Origin of the sequence: Enemella dayhoffiae, assembly GCF_002250625.1 — a bacterium.
Lineage (GTDB): Bacteria > Actinomycetota > Actinomycetes > Propionibacteriales > Propionibacteriaceae > Enemella > Enemella dayhoffiae.
On sequence record NZ_NMVQ01000040.1, the window covers coordinates 1 to 1,078 of the forward strand.

Here is a 1,078-nt window from a genome sequence, read left to right on the forward strand (position 1 = left end):
TGTACCCGGCCATCAGGTTGGTAGCCGGCTGATCGGTGGTTTGCCTCCGAGTGCGCTGTGGCATCGTTCAGTGTTGTAGTGCTCGAGCCAAGGGGCAAGTGCGGCGGCACGTTCGGTGTTGCTGGTGAAGACCTGCCGGTAGGCCCATTCGCTGGCCAGGGTGCGGTTCAGTCTCTCCACTTTGCCGTTCTGCCAGGGGCAGTGCGGCTTGATGAACTTCTGGGTGATGCCGTTCTCGGCGCACAAAGTGCGAAGCGAGTAGCGGTAGGCCCAGGCGTTGTCGGTCATCAAGCGTTCGATCCGGGTGATGCCGTGTGCGGCGAAGTAGGCGATCGCGCGTTCGAGGAACGCGGCGCAGCTGACGCCCTTCTCGTCGGGCAGGACCTCGGAGTAGGCCAGCCGGGAGTGGTCATCGATCATCGAGTGCACGTAGTCGTAGCCGATCGGGGTGTTGCGGTCGCGTTGGATCGATCCGGCTCCGCGCCCGTGGGCTCGCCAGCCACCGCCGTCGGGGATCTTGCCGAGCTTCTTCACATCCATGTGGACCAACTCGCCCGGACGGTCGCGTTCGTAGCGGACCGCGGTCTGTTTCGAGGAGCGGATCACCTCCCCGGTCATCGGGTCACACTCCCGCAGACACGGCACCTGGTGGCGGCGCAGGATCCTTGACACCGTTCGGGCCGGTATCCCGAGTTTCGGGCCGAGTACATCGGGACCCTGGCGATGCTCGGCACGGGCGGTGAGGACTTTCTGCTCGACCTCGTCGCTGGTCCGGGTGGGCATCGTGTGCGGCCGCGAGGAGCGGGTGACCAGCCCGGGATCGCCCTCGTCTGCGAACCTGTCGATCCAGGTCTTCACACACTTGCGCGACACCCCCATCGCGGCTGCGATGTGGGCCTGCTTCCAGCCGGCCTGATGGCGCTGGACGATCAATCGACGACCATGAACGGTCAATCGGGCACTACCGTGGGACATGAGAACCTCCGGGTTGGCGTGGGCCTTCGACAAGCCACATCCCATTCGGAGGTTCTCGTTCGTTCAACCAGGCTCGCCGCTACCAACGTCCTGGCCGGGTACA

Annotated in this window: 1 protein-coding gene; it reads right to left on the reverse strand. The window is 64.8% G+C overall.

The window, feature by feature from the left end:
• Positions 1-12: 12 nt before the first annotated feature.
• Entirely contained in the window at positions 13-975 is a 963-nt protein-coding gene (locus tag CGZ93_RS14000; RefSeq protein WP_094364784.1) for an IS481 family transposase, read from the reverse strand.
• Positions 976-1,078 lie beyond the last annotated feature (103 nt).